16 protein-coding genes and 1 tRNA gene are annotated in these 20696 nt (G+C 50.7%); 9 read left to right on the top strand and 8 right to left on the bottom strand.

Translation table 11 applies throughout. The features are described from left to right. The first annotated feature begins 44 nt into the window (after nucleotides 1–44). Both mltC and EDI29_RS00220 read left to right on the top strand, forming a co-directional pair. Nucleotides 45–1118, top strand: coding sequence for a membrane-bound lytic murein transglycosylase MltC (gene mltC / locus EDI29_RS00225; RefSeq protein WP_137739251.1), 1074 nt, complete (start codon nucleotides 45–47; stop codon nucleotides 1116–1118). Nucleotides 1119–1187: 69 nt separating this feature from the next. Beyond that, nucleotides 1188–2249: a helix-turn-helix domain-containing protein gene (locus EDI29_RS00220; protein WP_137739250.1), complete on the top strand. Its 1062-nt coding sequence runs from the start codon at nucleotides 1188–1190 to the stop codon at nucleotides 2247–2249. Here EDI29_RS00220 and EDI29_RS00215 read toward each other — a convergent pair. Further along, complete coding sequence (locus EDI29_RS00215) at nucleotides 2212–3255, bottom strand: alpha/beta hydrolase family protein (RefSeq protein ID WP_137739249.1); 1044 nt, start codon at nucleotides 3253–3255, stop codon at nucleotides 2212–2214. The genes EDI29_RS00220 and EDI29_RS00215 overlap by 38 nt on opposite strands. 557 nt (nucleotides 3256–3812) lie before the next feature. Here EDI29_RS00215 and EDI29_RS00210 point away from each other — a divergent pair. Continuing rightward, entirely contained in the window at nucleotides 3813–4223 is a 411-nt protein-coding gene (locus EDI29_RS00210; protein WP_137739248.1) for a DUF2628 domain-containing protein, read from the top strand. Between the two features lie 119 nt (nucleotides 4224–4342). On the opposite strand, the gene EDI29_RS00205 is transcribed toward EDI29_RS00210, so the two are convergent. Then, the gene (locus EDI29_RS00205; protein ID WP_137739247.1) at nucleotides 4343–5173 is read right to left on the bottom strand and encodes a phosphoenolpyruvate hydrolase family protein; all 831 of its coding nucleotides are present in this window, start codon (nucleotides 5171–5173) and stop codon (nucleotides 4343–4345) included. A gap of 15 nt (nucleotides 5174–5188) precedes the next feature. Continuing rightward, complete coding sequence (locus EDI29_RS00200; RefSeq protein ID WP_137739246.1) at nucleotides 5189–6397, bottom strand: Tm-1-like ATP-binding domain-containing protein; 1209 nt, start codon at nucleotides 6395–6397, stop codon at nucleotides 5189–5191. 288 nt (nucleotides 6398–6685) lie between these two features. Between EDI29_RS00200 and EDI29_RS00195 the strand changes: the two genes are divergently transcribed. The 3 genes from EDI29_RS00195 (at nucleotide 6686) to ansP (ending at nucleotide 9968) form a co-directional block, all read left to right on the top strand. Further along, the gene (locus EDI29_RS00195) at nucleotides 6686–7315 is read left to right on the top strand and encodes a TetR/AcrR family transcriptional regulator (RefSeq protein ID WP_137739245.1); all 630 of its coding nucleotides are present in this window, start codon (nucleotides 6686–6688) and stop codon (nucleotides 7313–7315) included. A gap of 79 nt (nucleotides 7316–7394) precedes the next feature. Further along, nucleotides 7395–8135: an SDR family oxidoreductase gene (locus EDI29_RS00190; RefSeq protein WP_137739538.1), complete on the top strand. Its 741-nt coding sequence runs from the start codon at nucleotides 7395–7397 to the stop codon at nucleotides 8133–8135. A 381-nt stretch (nucleotides 8136–8516) separates the two neighbouring features. Continuing rightward, nucleotides 8517–9968, top strand: a complete 1452-nt coding sequence (gene ansP / locus EDI29_RS00185; RefSeq protein WP_137739244.1) for an L-asparagine permease — start codon at nucleotides 8517–8519, stop codon at nucleotides 9966–9968. Between the two features lie 221 nt (nucleotides 9969–10189). On the opposite strand, the gene EDI29_RS00180 is transcribed toward ansP, so the two are convergent. Then, a complete protein-coding gene (locus EDI29_RS00180) occupies nucleotides 10190–12343 on the bottom strand; it encodes an ornithine decarboxylase (protein ID WP_010299646.1) in 2154 nt (717 codons plus the stop codon). 677 nt (nucleotides 12344–13020) lie between these two features. Between EDI29_RS00180 and EDI29_RS00175 the strand changes: the two genes are divergently transcribed. Then, a tRNA-Phe gene (locus tag EDI29_RS00175) sits at nucleotides 13021–13096 on the top strand. Nucleotides 13097–13285: 189 nt separating this feature from the next. Here EDI29_RS00175 and EDI29_RS00170 read toward each other — a convergent pair. The 3 genes from EDI29_RS00170 to EDI29_RS00160 all read right to left on the bottom strand — a co-directional run bounded on the left by EDI29_RS00170 (nucleotide 13286) and on the right by EDI29_RS00160 (nucleotide 17003). Further along, the gene (locus EDI29_RS00170; protein ID WP_039534122.1) at nucleotides 13286–14308 is read right to left on the bottom strand and encodes a tyrosine-type recombinase/integrase; all 1023 of its coding nucleotides are present in this window, start codon (nucleotides 14306–14308) and stop codon (nucleotides 13286–13288) included. An 86-nt stretch (nucleotides 14309–14394) separates the two neighbouring features. Beyond that, nucleotides 14395–15987 carry a conjugal transfer nickase/helicase domain-containing protein gene (locus tag EDI29_RS00165; RefSeq protein WP_103198893.1) on the bottom strand — a complete coding sequence of 531 codons (1593 nt, stop codon included), beginning with the start codon at nucleotides 15985–15987 and terminating at the stop codon, nucleotides 14395–14397. A gap of 263 nt (nucleotides 15988–16250) precedes the next feature. Beyond that, nucleotides 16251–17003, bottom strand: coding sequence for an alpha/beta hydrolase family protein (locus EDI29_RS00160; RefSeq protein WP_039534118.1), 753 nt, complete (start codon nucleotides 17001–17003; stop codon nucleotides 16251–16253). A gap of 244 nt (nucleotides 17004–17247) precedes the next feature. Here EDI29_RS00160 and EDI29_RS00155 point away from each other — a divergent pair, with 244 nt between their 5' ends. Both EDI29_RS00155 and EDI29_RS00150 read left to right on the top strand, forming a co-directional pair. Then, complete coding sequence (locus EDI29_RS00155) at nucleotides 17248–18123, top strand: DMT family transporter (protein WP_039534116.1); 876 nt, start codon at nucleotides 17248–17250, stop codon at nucleotides 18121–18123. Continuing rightward, the gene (locus EDI29_RS00150; RefSeq protein WP_226374958.1) at nucleotides 18081–19475 is read left to right on the top strand and encodes a MalY/PatB family protein; all 1395 of its coding nucleotides are present in this window, start codon (nucleotides 18081–18083) and stop codon (nucleotides 19473–19475) included. The genes EDI29_RS00155 and EDI29_RS00150 overlap by 43 nt, the downstream gene beginning before the upstream one ends. Before the next feature lie 425 nt (nucleotides 19476–19900). Here EDI29_RS00150 and EDI29_RS00145 read toward each other — a convergent pair whose 3' ends face one another. After that, entirely contained in the window at nucleotides 19901–20674 is a 774-nt protein-coding gene (locus EDI29_RS00145; protein WP_039534111.1) for an SDR family NAD(P)-dependent oxidoreductase, read from the bottom strand. Nucleotides 20675–20696: the final 22 nt, after the last annotated feature.

Genomic DNA, 20696 nt, shown 5'->3' with positions numbered 1-20696 from the left:
GCTTTCGAGCCCGCTTACGTCCCTATTCCGACACGGCTTGTTATATGAAGAAAATATTAGCGCTGCTGGTGATTGCACCACTGCTGGTTTCCTGTTCGGGGAACAAAGGGAATACCAACGACGAAGAGTTTCTCAAGGATACCAACGCCTTCGATATTTTGATGGGGCAATTTGCCCACAACATCGAAAATATCTGGGGGATGAATGAAGTTCTGATCGCCGGTCCGAAAGACTACGTTAAATACACCGATCAATATCAGACGCGTAGCCACATCAATTTTGATGCCGGTACGATCACGATTGAAACCCTTTCAGCGACCAACTCCGTCGCCAGCCTGCGTCAGGCGATTATCACCACCTTGCTAATGGGTGATGATGCGAGTAATACCGACCTGTATTCCGATGCTAACGATATCCAAATCAGCCGCGAACCGCTGCTGTACGGACAGGTGCTGGATAACACTGGACAAGCGATCCGCTGGGAAGGCCGAGCTGCCAGCTTCGCCGATTATCTGCTCCAGAACCGCCTGCAAAAACGGACATCTGGCCTGCACGTTATCTGGTCGGTCACGATCCAGCTCGTCCCTAACCATCTGGATAAACGTGCGCATAAATACCTGCCGCTGGTGCGTAAAGCCTCCGAACGTTACGGTATTGAAGAATCGCTGATTTTGGCGATTATGCAAACAGAATCCAGCTTCAACCCTTACGCCGTCAGCCGTTCCGACGCATTGGGACTGATGCAGGTGGTACAACACAGCGCAGGACGCGACGTCTTCAAGATGAAAGGGAAATGGGGACAGCCGAGTCGCAGCTATCTGTTCGATCCAGAACAAAATATCGATGCAGGCACCGCCTATTTATCGATTCTGAAGAACAGCTATCTGGCCGGTATTGAAAACCCTACGTCGAAACGCTATGCCGTCATCACCGCGTATAACGGTGGCGCAGGCAGCGTGTTGCGCGTCTTCTCCAGCGACCGAGATCGCGCCGTGGGCATTATCAACAACATGTCACCGAGCGATGTCTACCAAACGCTGACAACGAAGCACCCGTCTGGTGAATCACGTCGCTACCTGTACAAAGTGAACACGGCGCAGAAAAATTATCGCCGCTAATTCATCTGCTCCACAGAACGCCGCGCTACCGGGTTTATTCCGGCGGCGCGGCCTCATCAGACCAACAATATGACCACGATTCCCTTACCGTTTATCACCGCACTTTTGCTGGTTATTTTGTTTTTTCGCATCCAGCTTCTGGCTATTCAAAATAAAGAAACTAAAAGGCGTAATACCAAAGCAGAAGCGGTATTCATCGGCGTGAGCTGCCTTGCACTGACGCTGGTGGCATTACGTTGGGGCAACCATATTACCTTCCCCATGTTTATCCAACCTGCTATTGCCGCATCGATTCCGCCACTGCTATGGCTTTGCCTTTTCTCCCCTGGGGAGAAGACCCCCGATGCCTTAATGCGCACCTTATTTCACCTGCTACCGCCTCTGTTCACCGTTGGTGCAGGCTTGATTCAGAGTAGAACGACCATTCCGCTCATCGACATAATGCTGGTAAGTGTTTACTTCGGCTATGGGGGCGCACTGGTTTACACCGATCGCCATCTTCAAACACCACCGCCGATGTGGAAAAACACGCCGTTTATCGCCGGACTGTATGTGCTTATCTCCGGCGCGATTGATACGGTGATTGCACTGGATATCGCTTTCTACAGCGGTAATAGCGCGGCGACCATCATCACCGCATTCCACCTTGTCATGCTGGCGATATTGACCCTGCTTATCGTCACGCATCGCACAGCACCGCAAGCAGGATTTGCCGCTCCACCTAACCAGAAACCTGAAACGCCACACGCTACCGACGATGAGCACCAACTGGCGAAAGTGTTAGATGATTTCATCCGCACTCATGCGTTGTATACCGATCCGAGCATGACGCTTCAGCGTCTAAGCAGACGTATGGGAATACCGCTCAGGCGCCTGTCCGAAACCATCAACCGCGTTCACGGGCGTAATTTCTCGCAGGTGATGAACGAATACCGTATCGAGGAGGCTAAGCGCCTCCTCAGCCAAACGGATGCACGTATCACAGATATCATGCTGGAGAGCGGGTTTCAGACTAAATCAAACTTCAACCGAGAGTTTTTGCGGTTAACTGGTGTGAATCCCAGCGTCTGGCGTAGTCAGTACCCACTTCAGGCTACGACTTCGGCCAAGCCGTCTGAAGAAAGCCACTGATATCTTTTGCCACTTCCTGATGAATCAGCTCGCGCGAGCGTTCACCGCCGTCGAGACAAATCATGCCGTCTCCTGGGTTTTCAGCGTTGATGATCTCAACGGCACCCGGTTTACAAAGCTGCATGAAGCTAAAATGCGTCGCATCGGCAATTTCCTTGTAGGCCGAATGCGCTGGTGGCAGCTTCTGTGCCAAATCGTGAGATTCCAGCTCGGCAGGCAGTTCCTCATTAGGATACCCAGCCGCAACGATCAAAACGGGAATATTTATGGCTGCCAGGCTCCCCGCGGTAAACCCTCTCGCCAGCCCCATATCCAATGAGACCACCGCGCTGATACGCCGATCGGCTAATGATGTATCAAGCTGCGCACGCGATGAGGCACTTTTTGCGACCCGCATCTTTTCATAGACGTTACAGGACGCCAGCCCAACGTGTGTCAGACAGTCCCGTTCAAATTGATCTGTGCTGAAACGTCCACCCGCAAGCTCAAGCACCGTCCATCCTCCCAGCGAGTGACCGACAGCAGCAATGCGCTTCGCATCAACCTGTCCCGTTTTTTCTGGGGCAGCGAGTAAAGCGGTAATAACGCGGCTAATATCGTTGGGCCGTAGCCATAATTCCTGAGCCTTCTCAACCCGCATATCTTTAGTCGTCGTTCCTGGGTGATTAGGCGCGGCAACAATATAGCCTTGCTTGACCAATGCCTGTGCCAGCCAGAGTTGATTAAACCAGCTCCCACCGTAACCGTGTGAAACCACAATTAAGGGATATTCACCGGATTCAGGCACCGCATTTTTGCTCACTGCAATACCGTGAAATACAGGATTCTCACCAATTATCGCGGTCTGTTGTGATGACGACGCAGGGTAAAATACGGCGACATCTAGAGGCCTATTATTAGTATCATCAGCCAGCGTTATTTGTTGAAACCCAATCCCCACATCCGCCATAACGGCAAAGCTGAGTAGCAAATTCGTTATCAATCCTATTGTGATGCGCCATGTCATAGCTATTTCTCCGAAGTTTCTGCACTGTGAAAAATAGCATGTATAACAATGACTTTCTTCCCTATGCGACCTAAAACGCTATTTAGTACCTCTTTTCCCACTTGCACATCAGCAGATCAGCTCGATAGAGGAATCAAAATCGATAATAAACGCTCGATTAACGCCAATAAACATCCCTATTCCTTGCTATTACACGAATAAAGCGAGTAAAAGCAGGCGTCAGGCACAATATTAAATTTTACTTAATTCAATAAATCATTCCGTATTAATTAAAAAAATAAGAATAATTAATTATGAAAATGAACTCATAGCAACGAGTAAAATTAACCGCATCGTCGACTAGCTCTACTACTGATGTGATTAACGTGGCAGTAATGACTAAAAATTAGCAAACTATTAATAACCAAATTAAATTGCCACAATGCGGTATAAAAAAATCATTAAAGGAAAACATTACAAAAAAACGCCAGAGTGGCGGTAAGGAAATCCAGCAAGTAAAATCGCTACCGAAATTATTTACAGCAATATTATTCACAATACTAAATAAGGGATCGGTTATGGAAAACACCGTAGGGAAGCAATACTCAAAGAAATGGCAAACCCGTTTCTCGTTTTATAATGAGTTTGGTGGACCTAAGTCGCCAGCCTTCAAGGATGGATTTAAAAATGCAACATTTGGCACCAAAATGCTGCTGAACTTCAACTTCATCGCGTTCTTTTTCAGCATCATTTATTTCTTTGTGCTGGGACTCTGGCGTAAAAACCTGACGTTATTTGGCATCTCCGTTGCCGTTGGTGCGGTTTTTGCGTGTCTTGAGGTATTTGCCAATATCCCACTTCCCGAATATACAGACAACGCTGTCAGATTCGGTCTCAGTTTAATGTGGGCATCAACGGCTAACTACGCCTACTACCTGAAAGAAACCCAGGACAGCAAAAGCTGGAACCCGTTTGAAGGCATGTTCTAGCCGTCTTTCTCATCAAATGTCGGCCAGCTTACGCTGGCCGTATCCCTGATATTGGCACAAAATTTACCCACCTTTAACCTTGCTTTAGGACATCAGCGGATATATGCCAAAAAAGTGTGTTAACGCTTAATTTTTTTGAATTGCTGTGTCGTAGCCGTTAACGCTATTTCTGTTGGTAACCGCTCCATCGAGCTGGCACCGTAAAAACCATCACACTGTGGACAGTGATCCATAATGAACTGTGCATCCTGCGGCGTTGAAATCGGCCCGCCGTGGCACAGCACAATCACATCCTTACGCACGGCCTTTGCCGCATCCGCCCAGTGATTAATCAATGGAACGCAATCCGCCAGATTAAGCGAGGTTTCCGCCCCAATGTTGCCACCCGTCGTTAACCCCATGTGCGGCACAATAATGTCCGCACCCGCTTTCGTCATCGCGACCGCATCTTCTGCACTGAACACATAAGGCGTAGTCAGCATGTCTTTTTCGTGCGCCAAGCGAATCATGTCCACTTCCAGCGCATATCCCATACCGGTTTCTTCCAGATTGGCGCGGAAATTACCGTCAATCAGCCCCACAGTTGGGAAGTTCTGCACGCCAGAGAAACCCAGTGCTTTCAGGTCATCCAGAAATTTATCAAACTGACAGAAAGGATCGGTACCGTTCACCCCCGCTAATACTGGCGTATGCTTCACAACCGGCAGCACTTCTTTCGCCATATCCACGACGATTTCATTCGCGTTGCCGTATGCCAACAGGCCAGCCAGCGACCCTCTCCCCGCCATGCGATAGCGCCCGGAGTTGTAGATCACGATCAGATCGATGCCGCCCGCTTCTTCACATTTTGCGGAAAGCCCCGTTCCCGCACCACCGCCGATAATCGGCTCACGGCGGGCAATCATTGCCCGGAATTTTGCCAGCAGTTCCTGGCGATTTATGCCTGACATTATGCTTCTCCCTTCTTATTTCACTAACGCCCGAAACGCATCGACAGCCGCGTGGGCAAATAAAGGATCGTTAATATGGAAAGGCAGACGAATAATCTGTCGTCTTGCCGTTTGCTGGACGATGCTCTCCAGCGTGTTGATAAACGCGTCACGCGCTTCTGGGTGCCAGAATGCTTGATCTGGCGCATCCAGCGCGGAGAAACCGCCTTCTGGGATCAGGAAACGCACCTCGCCCTCACAGCGATTGAGCTTCTCTCCAATCCAGCGCGCCATCGCAATATTTTCGTCTATCGTGGTACGCATCAGAGTGACCTGCGCGTTGTGGTTGTAGAACAAACGATGCCCGAACTTCTCCGGCACGCTGGCGGGGGCGCCAAAATTCACCATGTCCAGCGCACCACAGGACGCCACGTAAGGCACCTGCGTTTTCGCTATCGCATCAAACCGTTCCGGCCCGCAGGCCAGCACGCCATCAAACAGTAAATCGCACACTTCCGTCGTCGTGAGATCGAGTACGCCAGTGAGCAAACGGCTGTCCACCAGCTTTTCCATCGCTTTGCCGCCGCTGCCCGTCGCGTGAAAGACCAGACAGTCAAACTCCGCCTCCAGCAACTTACTGGCTTCCTGAATACAGGGCGTCGTGACACCAAACATGGTCAGGCCAATCGCAGGCTTATCTTCACAATGTTCCTGAATATGAAACTTCACCGCACCAGCGATCTGGTGCGCGGCGTTACCGAGAACCTGACGAGAAATGCGGTTCAGCCCCGCCACATCGGTAACGGAATACATCATGCTGATATCGCTGGCGCCGATGTAGCCGGAAATATCGCCGGAAGCCATGGTCGAGACCATCAGTTTCGGCATCCCAATCGGTAAGGCCTGCATAGCGGGAGTGATTAACGCGGTTCCACCGGAACCGCCAAGACCAAGCACACCGCCAATATCCTCGCGGGACAGCATGAAGCGTTCAAATGCAACGGCCATGGCGCTAATCGCCTGTCCTCTGTCATGGCAAAACACCGCCGATGCGCCCTGCGGATGGTAAGATGCCACCGTTTCTGCACTGATATCTGTAGCATTCGACATGCGCGAATGCGTTGAGAGATCGACCGTGACGGTTTTTAAGCCCGTCTCAGCAATCAGATCGCGGACATAAATCTGTTCTTTCCCTTTAGTATCCGCTGTACTTGCAATATAAACGCTGCCAACTTCACTTCCCACTTGGTATCCCTCCCACCGTTAGCGAAACAATTAACAGATTGATATAAATGACAATTACAAGAAAACAAAAACAGAAAAGATTAATTTGTCGCCATATTGAGACTTGAGTATCAAAAACACAAATCATTAAATACCCAAATGAGATGAAAGTCTCAAAATGTTATGTATGACATTACACTAACAGTAAGAAAGCTTGACGTGGCACAAGAATCACTCAATTTGCTATAGTTCAGACGATAACGCCGTGCTGCCCGATAGCGTCCGGCCCGAAAATTCAATGAGGTCTATGTGATTGAACGGGATGAAAAACTGACATCAACACGGGCGAAAACCCGTCGTTTACTGATCGATACCGCTATGAATATGTTCGACCAAGGCATATTCCCTTCCATTACCGATGTTGCCACTGCGGCTCAGCTTTCACGCGCGACGGCCTACCGCTATTTTCCGACGCAAAGTGCGTTAGTTTCTGCCGTTGTCGGCGAAAGTCTTGGCCCGATTCTGGCGTGGCACCCGACACAGCCGGACGCCAGTGAACGCGTTGCCGAACTGCTACGTTTTGCTTATCCAAGGATGCTGGAGCATGAAGGTGCGCTGCGTGCAGCCTTGCATCTTTCACTTCAACAATGGGCCGATCGCCGCTCCAATCGCCTCCATACGGATACGCTGACGCGCGGCAATCGCAAACGCCTGCTCAAGATTGCCACCGAACCGCTGGAAGGAAAAATCACGCCGGAAGCACAACAGCGGGTGATTTATGCCTTATCGCTCATTTACGGTTCGGAAGTTTTCCTGGTGCTGAAAGATATCTGGCATCTGGAGGAAGACAACATTCAGGATGTCACGCAGTGGGTCGCCAAAGCGATTTTACGGCAGGCGGAAGAAGACGCCGCACAGGCAGCTTCACAGAAAACCTAACGAACACATTTATGCTGCGTCCCGCCCTGTTACCGGATACGCAGCAACGGAAGAACACACGTTGCCAAGGGAACATATGATGCTGAAAGGTAAGCGCGCGATTGTCACTGGCGGTGGCCGCGACTTCGGACAAGCGGTATCCGTCTGGCTGGCTCGCGAAGGCGTGAAGGTCGATCTTTGCGCCCGCAAACTGGCTGATGCACAGACCAGCGTCGACATCATTCATCAGGAGGGGGGTACGGCTCGCGCCTATCAGTGCGATATTGCCAGTCCTGATTCGGTTAAAGCCTTTTCCGCACAGCTGCTGGAAGACAGCGCACCCGTCGATATTCTGGTACTCAGCGCGGCACAATGGTTGGAAGGCGGATTGGGAGAAGAAGACACCGATGCGGATATCGTCAGCACCATCAACTCTGGCCTGACTGGCTCGATCCTGCTCACCAAAGCACTGTTGCCGAGCTTACGTCGTTCACAAGGTGCCGATATTCTGGCTATGGTTTCCGTCTGCGGCCTCCCGCAGTTCCACGACTCTATCGCCCACCCCGCGTTCTTCGCCGCCAAGCACGGCATGAGCGGTTTTAGCCAGAATCTTGCACATCACGTCGCGCAGGAAAATATTCGCGTGACGGGATTTTACCCGCCAGATTTTGAGGTTACAGGTTTTGATGACTACCTCACTAGCGGAGAAAAAATGGGCGAGCATCTGCTGAACGCCCGCTCGATATGGGAAACCATGCGTTTCGTGCTCGTCCAGCCGCGCAGTTGCCATATCAACGCCATCCATTTTCAGGGGCCGACGCGTGCGGATATCGGCGTGTAGCTCGTCACCTTTTGCGCTTCATCCCATCCCGGTCTTTATCACATAACCGGGGCGATGAAGGGTGTTCCCCGCCTAACGCACCGCAATCCCCACACCATCACGCTCTGACACACTTTCCTGCTATCCATTTTTTGCCACAGCACACAGGAAAAGGTAGCATCGCTGCCGCTGTTTTCTGCCATGCGGCTTACCGCGCTCAGCGCACTATAAAAAAACGCCGGGAGCGTTTTTCAACGTTGCGTAGCAACGGCCCGAAGGGTGGCGTACAGGGATGTACGACATAAAAAATGTCACAGGCGAAAACATAACCATTTGAATTAGAAATAATAATAGCGAGCGCGTCGCCAAGAGATGCGTGACAGACAGGAAAACACCGAGTAAATGACACAACATTCCTCAACCAATAGCGAGCATCACGCCGCCAAACAGCGTCTCCACGAAAAGGGTTACCACCAAAGTCTCGGCAACCGCCACGTACAGATGATCGCAATTGGCGGTTCCATCGGCACCGGACTGTTTCTTGGCGCGGGGGCTCGTCTGCAAATGGCTGGGCCAGCCCTGGCGCTGGTCTATCTGGTTTGCGGCATCTTCTCTTTTTTCATCCTGCGCGCGCTGGGCGAATTGATTGTCCACCGCCCCACCAGCGGTAGCTTTGTGTCGTACTCGCGTGAGTTTCTGGGTGAAAAAGCCTCCTACGTCGCAGGCTGGATGTACTTTCTCAACTGGGCGATGACCGGGATTGTTGATATCACCGCCGTCGCGCTCTACATGCACTACTGGGGCACCTTTGCCGATGTACCACAGTGGCTGTTTGCACTGGGTGCGCTGTCCATCGTCACGCTGATGAACTTGATCGGCGTGAAGTGGTTTGCCGAAATGGAGTTCTGGTTTGCGCTGATTAAGGTCGCGGCTATCGCCATTTTTCTGGTGGTCGGCACGGTCTATCTCGGCACGGGCAGCCCGCTGGACGGCAACACGCCCGGCCTGCATCTGATTACCGATAACGGCGGCCTGTTCCCGCACGGCATTCTGCCTGCGCTGGTGCTGGTTCAGGGGGTGATATTTGCCTTTGCCGGCATTGAGATCATCGGCACCACGGCAGGCGAATGTAAAAACCCAGAGCAGGTGCTGCCGAAAGCGGTCAATAGCGTCATCTGGCGTATCGGCCTGTTCTACGTCGGCTCGGTCGCGCTGTTGGTCTGCCTGCTGCCGTGGAACGCCTATCAGGCCGGACAAAGCCCGTTCGTGACCTTCTTCAGCAAGCTGGGCGTTCCCTATATCGGCACGATCATGAATATCGTGGTGCTGTCCGCCGCGCTGTCCAGCCTGAACTCCGGTCTGTACTCGACGGGACGCATCCTTCGTTCGCTGTCGCTGGGTGGTTCAGCGCCCGCTTTCCTGTCGAAAATGAGCGGCCAGTCCGTGCCCTATACCGGCATTTTGGTCACGGTCGGCATCCACATTATCGGCGTGGTACTGAACTACGTGGTGCCATCGCAGGTGTTCGAAATCGTCCTGAATATCGCCTCGCTCGGCATTATCTGCTCCTGGGCGTTCATCATTCTGTGTCAGATGCAGCTGCGTAAAGCGATTCGCCAGGGGAAAGCCAAGCCGGTAGCGTTCAGAATGCCCGGTGCGCCCGTGACATCATGGCTGACGCTGGCTTTTCTGGTGAGCGTGCTGGGATTGATGGCGTTTGATTACCCGAACGGCACCTGGACGATTGCGACGGTTCCAGTGCTGGCGATCATGTTGATTATCGGCTGGCGCGGGCTGAAAAAGCAGCGTGAAGCGGTGAAACTCGCCAATCAGCAGGAATCTGATTTGCGTTAAGGTTAAGATAGAAAAAACGCAGGCTCGTTTCCGAGCCTGCGTTTGAGATTGCTGACAAAGTCCGTAGAGCGAGAGTAACGGATAGATCGTAAAGACGCTGCAAGTACCTCCCTGTAAGCTCGGATTGCGCCATCCCTGGCGCAAACGCTTTACTCTTCTATTCCGTTACTCCCGTTTTCATTCGGTAAATAGGTTTATCAACGGTCTGAAGATAAGTGTAATTACTGTTCTACCACGTAACCGTACAGGCGCTTGCTGCCATCTTCTTCCGCGACGCTATAGACACCCTGCAATTCCGGGGAGAAGCCGGGCAGCAGGTTAATTCCCGCTTCCAGCGCTAGAAAATAGCGCTGTACCGCACCGCCCCAGGTTTCACCCGGCACCACACACAGCACGCCCGGTGGATACGGCAATGCGCCTTCTGCCGCGATACGCCCTTCCGCTTCGTCGATAGGAATCAGTTCGATATTCCCGCGCACAAATTCTCTATTAGCATCTTGTGGCAGCATCACCACTGACGGGAACTCGGTTTTACGGAACATCGCTTTTTGCAGATCTTTCACGTTGTGCTGAGCGTAAAAATCATGCATTTCCTGACACAGCCGACGCAGTCGGTAACCACGATAACGCTCTTTGTATTTCTGATACAGGCTGGGCAGCACTTCGCTCAGCGGCGCATCGCGGGCGATCAGCGTTTCGAAATGCACCAGCGCATTCACCAGCTCCTGCATTTTGGCAGCGTCTTCCGCTGGCGTTAACAGGAACAGAATCGAGTTCATGTCGCATTTTTCAGGGATGATGCCGTGCTCGCGCAGATAGTTGGCGAGGATCGTCGCCGGAATACCAAATTCGGTATAATCACCGCTAATCGCATCAATACCCGGCGTCGTCAGCAGTAACTTGCAAGGATCGATAAAATACTGATCCTCCGCATAGCCTTCAAAGGCGTGCCATTTCTCGCCCGGCTCGAAGTTGAAGAAACGCACGTCCTGCGCGATCGTCTCCGTATCATGATCCTGCCAGAGCGCCCCGCCCACCGTCACAGGCACGAACGGTTTTATGAGCGAACAGCGCGTCAACAGTTGCTTACGGGCTTCAATGCCCAGCTTCACGCAGTCCATCCACATACGACGCCCACTTGCCCCTTCGTGCATTTTGGCATTGACGTCTAGCGCGGCGAACAGCGGGTAGAACGGACTGGTCGAAGCGTGCAACATAAAGGCGTTATTCAGCTGCTTATGGTTGCAGAAACGACGCTGACCTTTGATGTGGGTATCTTTTTTGTGGATCTGCGAGGTCTGGGAGAAGCCAGCCTGCTGTTTATGCACCGACTGAGTCACGAAAATGCCCGGATCGTTTTCATTCAGATCCAGCAACAGCGGCGAGCACTGCTCCATCATCGGGATAAACTGCTCGTATCCGACCCAGGCGGAGTCAAACAGAATGTAGTCACACAGGTGCCCGATGCTATCGACCACCTGACGCGCGTTATAAATCGTGCCGTCATAGGTGCCGAGCTGGATGACGGCCAGACGGAACGGACGCGCCTCGTTGGCGCGTTCCGGCGCGACTTCCGCAATCAGCTTGCGCAGGTAGGCTTCATCAAAACAGTGCGCATCTACGCCACCGATAAAACCGAACGGATTGCGTACGGTTTCCAGATAGACCGGCGTCGCACCCGCCTGAATCAGCGCACCGTGATGGTTGGATTTATGGTTGTTACGGTCAAACAGCACCAGATCGCCACGCGCCAGCAGCGCGTTTGTCACCACTTTGTTCGCCGAGGAGGTGCCATTCAACACGAAATAGGTTTTATCGGCGTTAAACACGCGCGCAGCGTGCTTCTGCGCCTTCTTCGCCGCGCCTTCATGGATCAGCAAATCACCCAGTTTGACGTCCGCGTTACAGATGTCCGAACGAAAAACGTTCTCACCGTAAAACTCAAAAAACTGACGCCCCGCCGGATGCTTGCGGAAGAACTGGCCGCCCTGATGCCCCGGACAGGCAAACGTCGTGTTTTTCATGTTGACGTACTTCGTCAGCGTATCGAAAAACGGCGGCAGTAGCGCATCCTGATAGGCTTTCGCTGCACGCTCCAGCACGTTCGCGTGCTCGCCTTCGTCATCGAGAATCAGCCATTCGCTGCCCGCAGGCAGAACATCTAACTCTTTATCTTCATCAGGCTCTTCGACAAATGCCGGAATGCTAAAACCGGTGTGCTGCAATATAGACAGAATGCCGCTACGGGCTTCCTCAATAGAAACCACGACCGCCGCCACATCAGTGAAGTCGGTCTGACTCAACGCGACAATCTCGCGCGTTGTGATTAAACGGGTGGCAACCGCTGCATTCGCCGCAATTTTTAACTGTTTCATGTAACCAAACCCAAACGGTTAAGGGTAAGTGTACGTGCCTAAAAGACACCGTTCAGGGATAACAATCCCGACCAATCACAATGCCAATCAATAACGACAAGCGTATGATCCCTACAGGTAAACTGTAGGCTAAGAATGGAAAAACTGGAGCCAGCACCATCCGATAGACATCAGTAAAAGCAGAGTTGCACTCTATTTTTACTCATGCCTAACAGTGAGCGAACAAACGCCTCACCGCATGGTGAAAGGGGATAATCGACGGGGAGAAAAGTAAACCGCGCAGGGGTGATAAGAAGATACACGCAGTGACGTCATCAACGAGCAGGCGCGAACATTTTGCACCATGAGCAATGAATCTGACATATCGGCGATCCTCTTTAGCTATACGCTAACTACGCTTAAAGGGGCGTTCAGGTGAACGAGACGTTAAAAAACCGCGCAATAGTGGCATTATTCTTCATCAAATTCAACAATCCAGCCCGCACTCAACGCGGTAAAAAGTGCAACGAAACATGCCACACGCATCAAGAAGAAACATTACCGCGCTAAGCATGCTGAAAGGATCGCCAGAAACTGGCTAGCAAATAATACAATTGCCTGAAAATAGCGCAGGCGCTCCGCTTTGTGACAGAAACCCATTGACGCCATGCGGCCAATACGGTTTAATGCGCCCCGTTGCCCGGATAGCTCAGTCGGTAGAGCAGAGGATTGAAAATCCTCGTGTCCTTGGTTCGATTCCGAGTCCGGGCACCACTTGCATCAAAGCACGCTGGTTAAGAATGAGAAGCTTAACGGGCGGTTAATACAGGGTTCGGTCATAAAATCGTTCCGGTGCAGAGACAGTCGAAAAGGCTGCACTGTGAATAAGAACTGAAATCCTCAAGATAGGGAATCTGTGCCAGCAGATTCCCTTCTCTCGTTCGCGTGTATGGTTGCAGTGAATTACATTACTGTCAAGTCATGTAAAACAGGTTGTGCATAAATATCCGTATGTAACGCCAGCTCTTTTTCCAGCGTCCGCCCTACAATTTCCATGTTCAATTCGACATATTCCATTGTTGTGCTCACATTTCGATGCCCCAGCAGATCCTTGACCAGCAGCAGATTACGCTCCGGTGTTTTCATCAACTCCGTCGCTAACGTATGTCGGAAACGATGTGCTGACACCAAAAATCCACAATCCCGGGACAATCTGTTGAAAAAAGATCGGATGGTTTGCTGCGCTCTCTTTTCATCGTACTGATATTCATCTTTATGCTGGCGAGATTTCATAAAACGGGTGACATCAAACAAAATGTCAGAGGGTTCAGCCCCAGCCAGTTTTGCTCGCGCCAGTAGCGATGCCAGCCTCGCACGCAGTTGACGAACGGCAGGAACACGCCATTCGCGATGCGTTTTGCTCCCCTCCAGACGCAGCTCAATGTATCCCTCATCCAGATTGATATCCTGCAGCCGAATATGCAGCAATTGATTCTGCCTCATCCCTGTGTAGCGGAGCGTATCGAGCACGGTGAGCCAGTACCAGGCTGGGTAAAGCGCGCATCGCTGTCCCCAGGTAGCATGAGGCTCTTCCGCTTCAATCCGCTGCATGAGTAGATAAATAGCGGTGAGTTGTTCGCGTGTTAACGTCTTCTTCTTCTTTTTCTCTTTTTGAACAACCGTATCGTTAAAGGGATTCTTGTCCTGCTCTATTAATTTTCGCTCTATCGAAAAATTAAATATTGCTCGCATATGTGCTACTTTGTTATTCCATGTATGCGTCGATAAGTTGCGCTCTTTTAATAGATTCCTGCGCCATTTCAACACATCCCGGTGTGTTATTTGGGTAGGAAAAACTGACTCACCAATAAATCGACTAAAAGCATTCACTACCTTCCGATAACTAATCTCTGTTGCCTCACGTAAATTATGTGAGAAAAAATACTCATCAACGATTTCGTCCCAGGTCATTGACTTATCTGACATATAAATTCCTTTCTAATAAAGAGCACAAAATGCACCTTTGCTGTGTGCAGACTAAACATTAGCCCGCTAATTAGATTGCCCATACGTCAAGGCAGAATCAATAATGTGCTCTCGTCAGGAATACGATTCCCCCGGTAAAGTGATGACGCTTTAACCAGATAACCGTTAATGTTTTGATATGACCCAGTCCCAGACGGGGTACTGTATATCCTTGCCTGTAGGAAGCGCTTGCCATCAGCAACACGATGGACACCAAGACGCTCAAACGATGACTGCAATGCGTTGCGTTTCCCCTTATTTCCGGTTTCCTTCTGGAATTGATAAAATATTTCAGGAACACACAAGAAGACGAACCCGGCAACAATGTGAGCACGTGCGCCTTCTTCATTTATTCTTATTTTCCCCTCAATTAGACCTGCTGATAACCATTCCAGAAATATCGCGCCTTTATTATTGTCTTCTCGGATCTTTTCGTCATTTCCTGACGAAGAAATAGCGGATATTTCCGGCCCAGTCAGCGGAGCATTTTCATTCTCCTTTTCGCTGTTTATTTCATCTAGACCAAGGGTATCTATAGTAGGTGCCTCTTCAACTCCCGGCACTGGCGACTCTCCTATGCCGGAAAAAAGACTCAGCAGCGCCTGAGTATCATTCTGAGTAGGTTCAGGATTCTGACCTGTCATGGATTGTTTTTCAGCAACTAAGGCTGAACCCTCTGGTACTGCTGAATCCAGTACCGAAACCAGCTCAGGCTGAAGTAATGGCTCATCTTTTTGCAGTGTGGCTTCAGAGGCTGGAAGCGAAGGTGACACATGACCGTTCACAGCAACTGCTGAACTGCTACCAGGCAGCGCTGATGTAAGTGCTGAAACAACTAAAGGTTCCGGTGCCAAACTCGCGACCTCAGCGCTCACCAGCGATGCCGATGGCAGCATACCTGTTAGCGCCGGCGCACCACATTTTTCTGCGGCCGACTGTAACAGTTCATCAATCAGTGCGATCGTTGCGGGCCTCCCCTGCATACGCTGTGCCAGGCAATCGAACGCATCAGGAATGCTCGATAACCAGGGAAGTACAGATAATGGCAGTAACTGACCGGCCAGCAGCGATACCCTTCCCTGCGCATAGGATGTGGGTAATTTGTCTATACAATGTCGAAAGCGAAATGGACTCCCCGGAATCGTAAATCCCGGCATCCAGCACTCCCCACCATCCAGCTCCCCTTCCCATTCACAAAGCAAGGGCAAGTGATAAAATAAAGCCGACCAGAAGACCACCGCATTCCAGAGTAACCCCTGCGCGGCTTGTTCCTCTGGCGGGATACCCGGTGGCAAGGTTCGCCCCTTGGCCAACCTGACAGCATACGCAGCGAACTGCACGGTCAAATCACCAAACGCGCCAGCATACGCCCAGCCCCCCTCTTTCGACGCCGGCAGGTTCTGAACACGACTGAGTAATGAAAATAAGGGGGTCAGATAACATTGGCGATAGAATGCCGCCGGCAACGCATGGTTGTCGTTGAGCTGTTGGAGAAAATTTTGCCGCTTTGCAGACGCAATCAATGCATCAACAGGAAGAGGGATATGATATCCAGGTGGGCAGGCTGATTCAGGCGAAATGGCTTCACTTCGGGGAACATAATCCGTCCCAACAATAAAACGTTTTATTCGGTTGAACATGGTTGCCTCCGGCCAGTAAGCGGCACAGTCTTGTGCGGCTTACAGACCAGAGGCAAGAAGAAACTCTTTTTGCATTTTAAAAATTATTTGGATTAACCGTTGCTCGATATAACTGCATCTTGTAGTAGATAGTCAGCTAAGAGCGAACATATTACTGAATTTATAATCTGATATCAGAAGACTAAACCCTGATAGTGAAAATGTTGAAGTCTCAATAAATATGAACATCCAAATAAGTGCGTTTATCAATTAAGAAACTCCATTTATAGGTAACACGAGCTCCACGATAAAATAATATCGGCAACGTATTCGGCATCCTGAGCATGCGTCAGAAGGTGATCCGCCTTACCCAAGGAAATGAAACTCTTAGGATGCTTTGCTGCTTTAAATATCTTTTCGGCTTGCTCAATTAACACGGTGTCATCTTCAGGCGCATGGAAAATCAGTAGAGGTTTATTCATGGCGAACACCTTATGAGCGATTTTGTGTTCCTGAATATCGTCGAGCATCTGTTTCTTTAACGTAAACACACGCCCAGCCAACTCTACTGGATAGGCTCCATGATGGCTAATATCTTCAATACTGTCCTTGAACAAGCGCTGTACGTGTGTTAGTTCGCCAGGAGAGCCAATAGTGACAACGGCCTTTGCCTCTGGGACTTCGGCGGCGATGGACAGGATAGCTGAGCCTCCCAGGCTATGGCCGATGAGCAAAGACGGCGCCTCGTACTGCCGGCGGAGATAATCTACCGCGCAAAGAAGGTCAGAAATATTAGATGAAAAGTTGGTGTTAGAAAAATCGCCTTCACTGTTTCCCAGACCGGTAAAATCAAATCGGAGAACGGCGATCGCGTTATCTGTCAGTTTTCGCGCAATTCGCGCCGCACCCTTAAGGTCTTTACCGCAAGTAAAACAATGGGCTAACAGCGCAAACGCTTTAGGGTTTTCAGGAAGTTCAAGTAATCCAGCCAGTTCCTCACCTGCCGCATTTTTGAACGTGAATTTAAGTTTTTTCATTTGGTATTCCGGGGCCTTAGTTGATGTCATGTATTTTCAACTCAGTTGAAAAACAATCTCCCGCATCACATTTTGCATAACACATTTTCATCCATCTCTGGGGATTTGAAACCGAGATTTATGACGAATGCCTGTCCTCACATTCCGGCGTCAATGCTGAATATTGTTCTTTCTATTCGATGAACACTTACGCTATGCTACCAACTAGATGGTAGTTTGCAAGAATTTTATGAGGACTAACTGAATGGCCAAATGCGCGCTTATTCTTAAAATATTCCTGGCGATGCTGGCCTTTGCGGCAAACTCAATTCTCTGTCGTCTGGCTCTTAAAGGAGGCCATATCGATCCCTTTTCATTCAGCAGCCTTAGGTTGGCCAGTGGTGCATGCGTCCTATTGCCTTTCCTGTTTTATCATGCGAAGGCTCCTTTATCGCTGTGGCGCCCGCTGAGTGGATTTTACCTGATGGTGTACGCGGTGCTGTTCTCTGTCGCCTACATCCATCTCGATACCGGAGTCGGTGCGCTGTTACTTTTTGGCGCCGTGCAGTTTGCGATGGTGATCCATGGATTATTTAAAGGAGAATCACTTTCCGCTATACGAGCATGTGGTCTTGTTCTCGCCCTGGCGGGAATTGCAGCCCTGCTGTTACCCGGAGCTAAGGCACCGCCGCTTTACAGTACATTTCTGATGATTGCCGCAGGATTAGCCTGGGCCGCCTATTCCATCAGGGGGAAGGCGGCCCAGGCTGCTGGGGCATCAACGGCGGCAAATTTTGTTCTCGCCACGCCAATGGCTCTCGCTCTTTCAGTGCTGTTTATGAAGCATGGCCACTACGATGCTGCAGGCATCGGTTTGTCATTGCTGTCCGGCGCTGTCGCCTCAGCCGGTGCCTATGTGCTGTGGTACACCCTTTTGCCCTCTCTCGGATCTATTACCGCCAGTACTCTTCAGCTCAGCGTTCCCTGTCTGGCCATGTTAGGTGGCGTCGTATTTCTGGGTGAATCACTGACGGCCAGAACGATATTTTCTGCCCTAGCCGTGCTGGCTGGGATCGTGATGGTGACGCGGGAAAAGGCATGCATCAGTCGCCCGATGGCAAAGGTGAGAAGACACAAATAAGACAATTAATCGTTCAGTTGGAATGGATCGCTTATGTTAATCAAGCGTACCTATTTTCCCGACCCGGTATCAGGCTGACAGTAATATTGAGACAACGCTTCATACTCCACCTAAGGCAGGTTCATGAAATGAAATATGATTTTGATGAATACGTAAGCAGAGAGAAAACAGACAGTCTGACCGTGGACGGCTGGCGGGAATACCTGTTTGCCGGACAGTCCGAATTTGCGATGCGGTATCCGGCAGAAGGGTTAATCAACCTGTGGGTTGCTGACATGGCCTTTGCCACGCCAGAACCCGTTCTTCAGGCCATCAGAGACCGCCTGGATAAAAAAATACTCGGTTACACTAAAATCTACGATGATGATTACTATAAAATCTTTGGGGACTGGTGTGAGCGCCAATATGGGCATCGTTTCAAAACGGAAGATATTGTGCTATCTCCGGGCATTATTCCTGCGCTCAACCGTCTCGTCCCACTGCTGACCGACAAGGATGACAGTATTCTTATCATGACGCCTTCGTATGGACCGTTTAAAAAAGCGGGTGAATACAGTCAGCGGCGCGTGGTGTACTCGGCGTTAAAAAAGTCAGCCAGTGGCTGGGAACCTGATTGGGAAGACTTCGAACACAAAACCGGTCAGGCCGATTTAGGTGTGAAAATTCTTTTCCTGTGTAATCCGCATAACCCGACTGGGCGGGTCTGGCGGCCGAATGAACTTAAGCGGATTATTGAAATTTGCCTGGCCAACGACATTTGGGTGATATCGGACGAAATTCACTGCGATCTATCGCGAAACGGTATCAGTCATACACCGGCCGCCTCTCTTTTCCCTGATTCCACACGCATCATTACCTGCATGTCCTCAAGTAAAACATTCAATCTGGCGGGGAATTTATTGGCAAATATTATTATTCCGGATGCCGATGTCAGAAGCGCCTGGCGTCTCAGGCACGACGAGTTCATCTCCCCGCTGAGCCTGGTGGCAAACAAAGCGGCGTGGAGTGAATGTGATGACTGGCTTATCCATCTGAGGGAATACATTGACGGGAATTTCCAATACCTGCACGACTATCTCAAAAGCCATTTCCCCGAAACCAACTTTTCGATCCCCGAAGGAACGTATTTGGCTTGGATAGACATTAGCCATTACCTGCCCGACACCGCCGGTGAGGATTTATCGCTGTATTTTGCCCGGGAGTCAGGGGTGCTTCTTGAGGGGGGCTTGCTGTTTGTCGACAACGGGGATGGATATATCCGATTAAATCTGGCCTGCCCGCGGACCCTGCTGACAGCAGGGCTGCAACGAATCTCACAGGTGCTGCGGACGTCGGCTCCCCATAGAGTGTGATGCCTTTCTCATTGGCCGTTTTGGACTGCCAGAGTGTAGCCTGAACCCGGCATAACACCCTGTGCCGGGAACATAGAAATTAGCGAAGCTCATGCGGAAAGAACGAATGACTCCGGAGCTGTAGGCAACTTCAACCGCCTGAATGTCACCGCTCATTTCCACGTCGCTTAAGCAAAAAACCTTAAAACGCGAATCCAAGGCCGAATTATAGATGCGTGGTGAGCGATGAATATCACTGGAAGAGACCATTGCTGAATTTAAATCCACGGTTTCCACCTGCGTAGGATCCTGAAAATGAGATGAGGATGAATACAAGAACTGCTAAGCACGGGTAAACATCGTTAGCGAAGCCTGCTGAAGACATCTACGGCAGCAAAAAATGCCGCCCGGATAGGGGCGGCTCATGTCAATGTACTTTGCTTTGATTAGCGTCTGACGGCCATGATGCCGGCATCGACGTCCCAGATAGCACCGGTGACCCATGATGTTTTATCAGACAGTAGGAACAGGATGGTATTAGCGACGTCTTCAGCCGTCCCGACGCGCCCCAGCGGATGGAAGTCGTTCAGAGACTTCATCGCACCAGCAATCTCGGCTTTATCCATGAACCCTTCATATATCGGCGTATGTACAATACCAGGGGATACGGCGTTGACACGAATGCCGGCGCTGGCTAATTCAATAGCCAGATTACGCGTCAGGGCATGCAGACCCGCTTTTGCCATTGAATAGGCAGAGGACGGCGAGTCACCCAGTGCTGCCTGTGCCCCAATCGAACCGACGTTGACGATAGAACCTTCCAGCTTCACGGCGAGCATGTTCTTCACGACATCCTGCGTAATAAAAAACGTGGCGCGGTTCAGTGAAAGATACATGTCGTAATCGGCAACGCTGTGCTCAGTAAACCCTTTCGGCATGAAGATCCCGGCAGCATTCACCATCAGGCTGATATCGCGATGGTTGGCATTGATTTCCTGACGGATAGTTTCCATACCTTCTTCGGTCATCAGGTTCGCTGCGATAACGGCAACCGAACCCAGCGTGCTCAGCTCTTTCTGAACTGCATCCGCTTTGTCTTTTTTATTCCCGGTCAGAACAACGCTGCCGCCTGCTTCGAGTACCATACGCGCGACTGCCAGCCCCATACCACTGGTTCCGCCGACGACGAGCAGCTTTTTACCTTTGAAAAATTCACTCATTTCAGACTCCGTAATTTTGCAG

The organism is Pectobacterium polonicum (assembly GCF_005497185.1).
GTDB lineage: Bacteria > Pseudomonadota > Gammaproteobacteria > Enterobacterales > Enterobacteriaceae > Pectobacterium > Pectobacterium polonicum.
The sequence above is the reverse complement of the archived record's forward strand: the minus strand, read 5'-3'. Positions and strand labels throughout refer to the sequence as shown.

What these genes read in the sequence shown, in the direction of transcription:
- EDI29_RS00190 (WP_137739538.1), top strand. Translation starts at nt 7,395, where the DNA reads ATGCTGAAAGGTAAGCGCGCGATTGTCACTGGCGGTGGCCGCGACTTC.
- EDI29_RS00160 (WP_039534118.1), bottom strand. Translation starts at nt 17,003, where the DNA reads ATGAAAAAACTTAAATTCACGTTCAAAAATGCGGCAGGTGAGGAACTG.
- EDI29_RS00165 (WP_103198893.1), bottom strand. Translation starts at nt 15,987, where the DNA reads ATGTTCAACCGAATAAAACGTTTTATTGTTGGGACGGATTATGTTCCC.
- EDI29_RS00155 (WP_039534116.1), top strand. Translation starts at nt 17,248, where the DNA reads ATGGCCAAATGCGCGCTTATTCTTAAAATATTCCTGGCGATGCTGGCC.
- EDI29_RS00170 (WP_039534122.1), bottom strand. Translation starts at nt 14,308, where the DNA reads ATGTCAGATAAGTCAATGACCTGGGACGAAATCGTTGATGAGTATTTT.
- mltC (WP_137739251.1), top strand. Translation starts at nt 45, where the DNA reads ATGAAGAAAATATTAGCGCTGCTGGTGATTGCACCACTGCTGGTTTCC.
- EDI29_RS00210 (WP_137739248.1), top strand. Translation starts at nt 3,813, where the DNA reads ATGGAAAACACCGTAGGGAAGCAATACTCAAAGAAATGGCAAACCCGT.
- EDI29_RS00215 (WP_137739249.1), bottom strand. Translation starts at nt 3,255, where the DNA reads ATGACATGGCGCATCACAATAGGATTGATAACGAATTTGCTACTCAGC.
- EDI29_RS00145 (WP_039534111.1), bottom strand. Translation starts at nt 20,674, where the DNA reads ATGAGTGAATTTTTCAAAGGTAAAAAGCTGCTCGTCGTCGGCGGAACC.
- ansP (WP_137739244.1), top strand. Translation starts at nt 8,517, where the DNA reads ATGACACAACATTCCTCAACCAATAGCGAGCATCACGCCGCCAAACAG.
- EDI29_RS00205 (WP_137739247.1), bottom strand. Translation starts at nt 5,173, where the DNA reads ATGTCAGGCATAAATCGCCAGGAACTGCTGGCAAAATTCCGGGCAATG.
- EDI29_RS00180 (WP_010299646.1), bottom strand. Translation starts at nt 12,343, where the DNA reads ATGAAACAGTTAAAAATTGCGGCGAATGCAGCGGTTGCCACCCGTTTA.
- EDI29_RS00150 (WP_226374958.1), top strand. Translation starts at nt 18,081, where the DNA reads ATGCATCAGTCGCCCGATGGCAAAGGTGAGAAGACACAAATAAGACAA.
- EDI29_RS00220 (WP_137739250.1), top strand. Translation starts at nt 1,188, where the DNA reads ATGACCACGATTCCCTTACCGTTTATCACCGCACTTTTGCTGGTTATT.